This is a genomic window from Bradyrhizobium sp. (assembly GCF_028868675.1).
Lineage (GTDB): Bacteria > Pseudomonadota > Alphaproteobacteria > Rhizobiales > Xanthobacteraceae > Bradyrhizobium.
In genome coordinates, this window is sequence record NZ_JAGWUA010000213.1 from 1 (window position 1) to 7,935 (window position 7,935).

Here is a 7,935-nt window from a genome sequence, read left to right on the forward strand (position 1 = left end):
TTTGGCGGTAGCCTGATGCGTCGAATCCTATCCGGATGCACAGCATGGGAAGTCTGGTTCTGCTCGACTTGATGGGCGGCGTGGCGCTCTTGCTCTGGGGCCTGCACATGGTCCACAGCGGGATTTTGCGCGCCTTCGGGCCGGACCTTCGCCGCTTGCTCGGACGAGCGCTGGGCAACCGTTTCAGCGCATTCGCCGCCGGGCTCGGGCTCACCGCTCTCCTGCAGAGCAGCACCGCAACGGCCCTGATTACCAGTTCCTTTGCCGCGGAGGGCCTGGTCGACCTCGTCGCCGCGCTCGCGATCATGCTCGGCGCCAATGTCGGTACCACGCTGATCGTCCAGGTGCTGTCGTTCAACATCGCGGCCGTCGCGCCCATCCTGTTCGTGCTCGGGCTGGTCGCGTTCCGCAGCGGCCCGCGCTCCCGCATCAAGGACGTCGGCCGGGTCTGCATCGGCCTCGGCCTGATGCTGCTGTCGCTCCACATCCTGCTGGATACGCTGGCTCCAGCCGAAAACGCGCCGGGCGTGCGCGTCGTGATGGCGGCGGTCACCGGCGATCCCGTGCTCTGCATCGTCATCGCGGCCGGCCTCACCTGGGCGGTGCATTCGAGCGTCGCCAGCGTGCTCCTGATCATGTCGCTGGCCTATTCGCAGTTCATATCGCCGGTGGCGGCGGTCGCGCTGGTGCTCGGCGCCAATCTGGGCAGCGCCATCAACCCTGTGTTCGAGGGCGCGCGGCGCGACGATCCGGCAAGCTATCGCCTTCCGGTCGGCAACCTCGTGAACCGCCTGATCGGCATCGCCCTGGTGCTGCCGTTCCTGCACCCGATCGCCGACATGCTCCACGCATGGCAGCCGGATGCCGCCAGGATGACCGCGGCGTTCCACATTGCGTTCAACCTGGCGACGGCCGTGATCTTCATCGGCCTGATCGGCGCCATGGCCCGGTTCCTGAAATGGCTGATTCCCGATCGCGTCCGGGAGGCCGACCCGTCGCGGCCGCGTTATCTCGACGAGAGCGCCCTGGAGACGCCGTCGCTTGCGCTTGCCGACGCGGCGCGGGAGACGCTGCGCATGGGCGACCTGGTCGAGGTCATGTTGCGCAAGGTGATGGCGGCGATGATGACGGACGACCGCGCGCTGGTCGACCAGGTCGCGAAGATGGACAACATCGTCGACAGCCTCGACGAGGCGATCAAGCTCTACCTCACCAAGCTGACGCGCGGCAGTCTCGACGAGAGTGAGGGGCGGCGCGCGATGGAAATCATCTCCTTTGCCATCAATCTCGAACATATCGGCGACATCATCGACAAGAACCTGAGCGAACTCGCCACCAAGAAGATCAAGCGGCGCTTCCAGTTCTCGGTCGACGGCGCCGACGAGCTTGCCGCCTTCCACAAGCGGACCATGGACTCGCTTCGGATCGCCTTCGGCGTCTTCATGTCCGGCGACGCCAACGAGGCGCGCAAGCTGCTGGTCGAAAAGGCGGCCTTGCGCAACACCGAGCTTGCAGCCGTCGAGCGGCATCTCGACCGCCTGCGCGAGGGCCGCCCTGAGACCATCGAGACGACATCGCTGCATCTCGACGTGCTGCGCGATTTGCGCCGCGTCCACTCGCACATCTGTTCGGTCGCCTATCCCGTGCTCGACGCAGCGGGCACGCCCTACCGGAACGGCGAGGCCGACCACGCCGCCCTACCCGCCCCGGGAGCGGCTCCCGTGACACGCTAGAACCCTGCCCTTGCAGTCGACGATCATCGCGCCCACCCGGTGAAGGTCACGCAGCGGGCCCCGTGGTCGGCGAACATGCGACGCTTCGGTTCGGCCTTCCCACGACCAACGGCACGCTCGACCTATGAGCGCGAGGGACGGAGGACGATCGATGTCTTGTTTCAGGGTTCGCGACAACCCTGCCGGTCACACCCGCTGCATGATGGCATCATGTCCCTGATTTGCCCGACGCGTCAAGTGATTTTTCTGATTTTCCGCATCATACCCGGCCGTCACCGACCACTGTGCATGGGGTTGAACCTCGGATTTTGGTCAGCCGGCCGCGAACTGACTCAATCCGCCGCGATCTGCCTGCCGTTGATGACGATGAAATAGAGGTTGCGGCAATAGACGACGAGGCCGAACGCCTGTCCGGCGATGAAGACGGGATCCCGGCGATAGAGCGCGTAGACCAGCAACAGCGCGCCGCCGCCGATCGAGAAGAACCAGAAAGCGACCGGGACGACGCTCTTGCGCGCACGCTCGGAAGCGATCCATTGCACGAGGAAGCGCCCGGTGAAGAAGCCCTGCGCGATGAAGCCGAGGACGACCCAGGCGTCGAATTTCACGACGAAGACGTCATGCAGGTAATTCAGAAAAGCAGTCATGAGGGCGTCACCTCGGTCACATCGGGGGTCGGCTTCTTGCGGCGGATCAGCCACCACACGCCGGCGAGATCCATGATCCCGATCCATAGCCGGTCGAAGAAGCCGTAATTCGACACGCCGGCATGGCGCGGCCGGTCGATCACGTCGACATAGGCGATCTCGTAGCCTTCCCGGCGCATCAGCGCCGGCAGGAAACGATGCAGCCCGTCGAAATAGGGCATCATCAGGAACACCTCGCGCCGGAACGCCTTCAATCCGCAGCCGGTGTCGCGGGTGCCGTCGTGCAGGATCCGGCTACGCACGCCGTTGGCGACGCGCGATTGCAGCTTCTTGAAGCCGGTGTCCTTGCGTCCGATCCGCTGGCCTGCGGCAAGCCCGACGCGCGCGCCGCCCCTATCGAGCGCCGCGATCAGGTCGGGCAGGAAGGCGGGATTGTTCTGGCCGTCGCCGTCGAGGGTCGCGACGATCTCCCCGCGCGCAGCGCGCACGCCGCTGCGCACCGCGGCCGACTGTCCGGCCGATCTGGCGTGGCGCAGCTGGCGCAGATTGCTCCGCTGCTTCATGAGCGCCGAGAGGCGCTCGCCGGTCGGATCCGTCGAGCCGTCGTTGACGTAGATGATCTCGTAGTCCCAGCGGCCGTCCAGCGCAGCACCGATCTCCGCGATCAGGGGCGCGATGTTGTCGGCCTCGTTGCGCACGGGGACAACGATGGAAACCGCTGGCTGGAACGACGACAAATCGGAGCTCGTGGTTGGGTTTGGCCTGCAGAGAACCGGCGCGGCAGGCAGCCGCTTTTATGGGGCTGATGCCCCGCGGGCAACCCCTTTGAGGCGCCCGAACCGAGGCCCCGGAAGCGGCACGATGGTGCCGTCCTGGCGGATGGCGAAGCCGAGCCTGCGCGCCGCGAACCAGTAGCGCACCGCCATCGCCCCGACGATGCCGACCAGCGCGCCGGCCACGACGTCGCTCGGATGATGGGCGAGCAGCACCAGGCGCGTGAGCGCGATGACGACGGCATAGGTGAACATGAAGACGCGAAAACGCGGCCACAACGCGCCGACCGCGAAGGCCAGCGCGAAGGCCGTCACGGCATGGCCCGACGGCAGGCTGGCATGGGCCGGCGTTCCCTCGAAGGGAACAAAGTCGAACGGATTGGCGCTGCCGCCCACGAACGGCCGTCCCCGGCCGAGCCCGAACTTCATGACCTCGGCTACGCCCACCGACAGCAGCACGGAAAAGAACACGTACTGGAGCCGGGTGCCGAGGCCGAGCCACTGGGCTCGCGAGGTGCCGTGCCTGCCTGCGGCGACCAGCGCCACAATCACGAGCGCCGCGGCGAGCGACCACAGCACGTATTCGTCCTTGCCGAAATCGGTGAGGATGCGCACCGGCCACAGGGCCGGCGTGCCGCGCGGCGGCATCATCTCGATTTCGGGCCTGTCGAGTGCGACCATCAGCGCGATGACCAGCGCCGCGCCGACCGCGCTGAACCACAGCGAATGCCGCGCCAGACGGCGCGCGGCCTCGGCGCGGCGCGAATGCGACGGCGCGCGCACGAGCTGCGCCAGCGCGCGCCCGGACAGCGCAAGCAATTGCCCGACATAGCTCTGGCGAGGCGAGACGTCGGCCGGCGCAGCCATCGCTACTCGGTGCCTTCCGAGCGGTAGATCGCGATCGAGATCGGCCGTCCTTGCGAGAAATTATAGCCGTCGATCCGCGCGCCCACCTTGTAGCGCAGCCCGATCGCTTCGGCGCGTGCAGCGAAGCTGCGCTCCGAGCGCTGCTCCACCAGCGCGAAACGGCAACTGCCCTGCTTGAGGAAGTCGGCCGCGCCCGAGCCGTCGGTGAGCAGCGTCGAAGTTCCCGCCATGAAGACGAGGCTCGGTTCGTGGTAGCCGGCGGCGGCCGCCTTCGGGCCGACGCAGGTCACGCTGCGCAACGCGCGCGCGACCTCGGCGCTCGGGAACATCGGGGTCAGCGACGGCACCACCACGCCATAGACGGCAAAGGCCAGCATCAGAGCCGCAACCAGCGCGTTGAGCAGCGAACGCTCGGCGTGATTGTCGTCGTAGAGCCACCAGGCAAACAGGCCGAAGATCAGCGCGGCCGCGATGAACGGCCAGGCCGCAAAGGCCGGCTGGCGCGTCAGCATCACCGCGCCGACCACCGCGATGATCGAGCCGAGCGCGGGAATCGCGAACCACCAGGCGGCGCCGCGCGTCAGCCATGACCGCGACAGCACGCGGCGTTCCAGTGCGCCGGCGGTGAGGATCGCGATCGCCGGATAGAGCGGCAGCACGTAGTGCGGCAGCTTGGTCAGCACCACCTCGAACACGATCCAGGACGGGATCAGCCAGGCCAGCAGGAATTGCGCGCCGGGCTCGCGGCGCGCCCGCCACACGGCCGGCGCCGCCATGGCCGCAAGCGGCGCGCCCGGCCAGAAGGTGACCCAGAACAGCAACAGATAGACGCCGGGCGGCGCGCCGTGGGATTCCTGCGCGCCGAGCTTGCTCAGCATGTCGCCGCCGACGGAGTCGGCGAAGAACTGGTCGCCCGCGCGAAAGACGATCGCGACGAACCAGGGCAGCACCAGCACCAATACCCACATCAGTCCCCAGACCGGCCGCAGCCGCCAGAGCCAGGCGGCGTCACGGTCCTGGATCGCGAGCGCGATGACCGTGAGGCCTGCGAACATCAGGATCAGCGGTCCCTTGAGCAAAATGCCGGCGGCAAGCGCGGTCCAGAAGATCGCGGGCCAACTCCACGGCGGGTGCGGGTCGTCCTCACCGCGCTGCCAGGACAGATAGACCCGCGCCATCGCGCCCATCGCGGCGACCACGGTGAACAGCAGCATGGCGTCGGTCTTGGCAAGACGCGCTTCGACGCCGAGCACCACCGAGGCGCACATCATCAGCGCGGCAAGGACGGCAGCGCGGCGCGTGACGAAGCCGAGCGCGGCCCAATAGGTCATCAGCACCGCGCCGATCGCGCCGAACAGCGAGGGCAATCGATAGACCCAGATGCGCAGCTCGGCGCGCGGCAGTCCGAGTGCGGAGGCGGTCTCGACTGCGGCCGATTGCAGCCAATAAATGCCGACCGGCTTCTTGTAGCGGACATCGTCCTGGAAGCGGATGTCGACATAGTCGCGGCTTTCGACCATCTGCTTGGTCGCCTGCGCAAAGCGCGCCTCGTCGCGGTCGACCGGCGGAATCGTGAAGAAGCCGGGCAGGAAGAGCAGCAGAGCGCACAGCACGAGGAAGGCCACCGCGCGGCCATGGCTGCCGGTGACGACATCGATCGCGCGGACGAGCCGGCTGCCCGGATTCACCAGGTTTTTCGGCTCGCGCGGCTCTCCAAAACGGGGGCGGGCATAGGTCTCGACCATCGGTTCCGCATACGCTGAAACCGCCGCCCGGACAACCGCTTAAGCCGGCATCACTGAATTCGAATGACGACTGTGTCCGCCGCACCCGTGGCGTCGATCACGGTGAGCCTCGCAAAGCCCGGTCCCGGCGGCTCGATCAGCCGCTGACGGCGTCCATCGACCGCGCCGCGCGCCGTGCCGTTGACGAGGATGGTCATGGGCAGCACCCCGCCCGCGACCTTCACCGGCATGGCGGCGGCATCTGCCCCGCCGCTGCGGTCGACGTCGATCCGCGAGCCGTTCAGCGGGAACTGAATATGCGGAGCCCGCTCGCCGCCGGTCCGGACCAGTTCCCCCACGGGGCGGAACCGTCTGAGCGGCAGCGGTAGCTTGGCATTGCCGGCGACCAGCGTGCCTTTGGGCGGCTTCGGCAGCGCTGCCGGCAGCTTGCCGGTCCGGGCAAAGGCGTCGAACAGGATGGGGGCTGCCGCGGTCCGGCCGATCAGGCCGGGAACCGGCGTGCCGTCGGGCCGGCCGACCCAGACACCGATCGTGATCCGGCCGTCGAACCCGACCGACCAGGCGTCACGGTAGCCGTAGCTGGTGCCGGTCTTGAAGGCGATCCGGTTGCCCACGCCGTTTTCCGGCGGAGGGGTGCCCAGGAGCACGTTGCCGACCTGCCAGGCCGCGACCTGATCGAGCAGCCGTCGCGGTTCCCGCGAGTCATCCGCGGCAAGGAGGAGTTCGCGCAGCGGCCGGGCTGTTCCGAGTCTGGCGATGCCTGCGTAGAGCTGCGCCAGATCCTGCAGCGTAATGCCGACGCCACCGAGTCCCATTGCCAGTCCCGGCGCCTCGTCCTTGGGCAATACCAGGTTGACTCCGGCCTGTCGCAGGCGCGAGGCGAGCCGGCTCGAACCGACGCGGTCGAGCAGCGCGATCGCCGGCACGTTCAGGGATAGCTGCAGGGCGCGCTTGACGGGCACGGTGCCCTGGAACGTCATGTCGAAATTTTCCGGCGCGTAGGAGCCGAACCGGATCGGGCGATCCTCGATCAGGCTTTCGGGATGGACAAAGCCGTCCTCGAAGGCGAGCCCGTAGATGAAGGGCTTCAACGTCGAGCCCGGCGAGCGCACGGCGCGGGTCATATCGACCTGCCCCGCCCGCGCCTCGTCGAAATAGTCGGCCGAGCCGACATGGGCCAGCACGTCGCCGCTGTCATTGTCGACCACGACGATGCCGACGGAAATATTCGGCCCGAGCGCCGTGGCACGGTCGCGCGCGAGCGGCTCCAGCACCTTCTGCAAGCCCGCATCCAGCGTCAATCGGACGACGGGCGCGTCCTTCATCACGGCGAGCGCCTGGTCGGCGGCATGCGGTGCAAGGATCGGCATCGGCTTGCGCAGCTTCGGCACCGCCACCGCCTTGGCCTGCCTGGCATCCTCGGCGCCGACCTCATGCTCCTCGACCATGCGATCGAGCACGCGGTCGCGCGCGGCGCGCGCCGCATCGGGATAGCGGTCGAGCCGCCGCGTCTCCGGCGATTGCGGCAAGGCCACCAGCAGCGCGGCTTCCGCCAGCGACAGCCGCTTCGGCTCCTTGCCGAGATAGGCGATCGAGGCGGCGCGGATGCCTTCGAGATTGCCGCCATAGGGCGCGAGCGCGAGATAGAGATTGAGGATCTCGTCCTTGCCGAGCTGCCGCTCCAGCTCGATCGCGCGCACGATCTGGCGCAGTTTTGCGTAGAGCGAGCGCTGCCGGCGCGGCTCCATCAGGCGGGCGAGCTGCATGCTGATGGTCGAGCCGCCCGAGACGATGTGGCCGCGCGTCGCGAGCTGAAATGCGGCGCGTCCGAGCGCCAGCGGGTCGACGCCGTGATGGGCGTAGAAGCGCTGATCCTCATAGGCGAGCAGCAGCCTCAGATAGCCCGGATCGACGTTGGCCCTGGCATCGACCGGCAGTCGCCACCTCCCGTCCGCCATCGCATAAGCACGGAGCAGTTTTCCGTGACGGTCGACGATCGTGGTGGAGACCTTGCGCGCCTCGTCGAGCGGCAGCGGCCCGAGCGAGATGGCCCAGCCTGCGAAGGCGACGATGGAGAGGATGAGGGCAAACGCGAGGACCGCGAGCGCGCGAAATGCGCGACGCCCTCTCCGCCCGTCATGGCCAGGCTTGACCCGGCCATCTACGCTGC

The 7,935-nt window shown here is 67.8% G+C and carries 6 protein-coding genes; 1 reads left to right on the top strand and 5 read right to left on the bottom strand.

The genetic code is table 11. The annotated features are described in order from the left end of the window. Window positions 1-44 precede the first annotated feature (44 nt). Window positions 45-1,733: a Na/Pi cotransporter family protein gene (locus KGM94_RS21310; RefSeq protein ID WP_300263812.1), complete on the top strand. Its 1,689-nt coding sequence runs from the start codon at window positions 45-47 to the stop codon at window positions 1,731-1,733. Window positions 1,734-2,065: 332 nt separating this feature from the next. On the opposite strand, the gene KGM94_RS21315 is transcribed toward KGM94_RS21310, so the two are convergent. The 5 genes from KGM94_RS21315 to pbpC all read right to left on the bottom strand — a co-directional run. Further along, window positions 2,066-2,380, bottom strand: a complete 315-nt coding sequence (locus KGM94_RS21315; RefSeq protein WP_300263814.1) for a lipid-A-disaccharide synthase N-terminal domain-containing protein — start codon at window positions 2,378-2,380, stop codon at window positions 2,066-2,068. Continuing rightward, entirely contained in the window at window positions 2,377-3,117 is a 741-nt protein-coding gene (locus KGM94_RS21320) for a glycosyltransferase family 2 protein (protein ID WP_300263815.1), read from the bottom strand. Before KGM94_RS21320 ends, KGM94_RS21315 begins: the two co-directional genes overlap by 4 nt. 57 nt (window positions 3,118-3,174) lie before the next feature. Then, window positions 3,175-4,020, bottom strand: coding sequence for a phosphatase PAP2 family protein (locus tag KGM94_RS21325; protein WP_300263816.1), 846 nt, complete (start codon window positions 4,018-4,020; stop codon window positions 3,175-3,177). Window positions 4,021-4,022: 2 nt separating this feature from the next. Beyond that, window positions 4,023-5,765 (bottom strand): glycosyltransferase family 39 protein, encoded by a 1,743-nt coding sequence (locus KGM94_RS21330; RefSeq protein ID WP_300263817.1) that lies wholly within the window; start codon window positions 5,763-5,765, stop codon window positions 4,023-4,025. A gap of 50 nt (window positions 5,766-5,815) precedes the next feature. Next, a partial coding sequence (gene pbpC, locus KGM94_RS21335; RefSeq protein WP_300263819.1) for a penicillin-binding protein 1C occupies window positions 5,816-7,935 on the bottom strand: 2,120 nt, incomplete at its 5' end.

Excerpts from the sequence above, each read along its gene's own strand:
- KGM94_RS21330 (WP_300263817.1), bottom strand. The coding sequence starts at position 5,765 with ATGGTCGAGACCTATGCCCGCCCCCGTTTTGGAGAGCCGCGCGAGCCG.
- KGM94_RS21325 (WP_300263816.1), bottom strand. The coding sequence starts at position 4,020 with ATGGCTGCGCCGGCCGACGTCTCGCCTCGCCAGAGCTATGTCGGGCAA.
- KGM94_RS21315 (WP_300263814.1), bottom strand. The coding sequence starts at position 2,380 with ATGACTGCTTTTCTGAATTACCTGCATGACGTCTTCGTCGTGAAATTC.
- KGM94_RS21310 (WP_300263812.1), top strand. The coding sequence starts at position 45 with ATGGGAAGTCTGGTTCTGCTCGACTTGATGGGCGGCGTGGCGCTCTTG.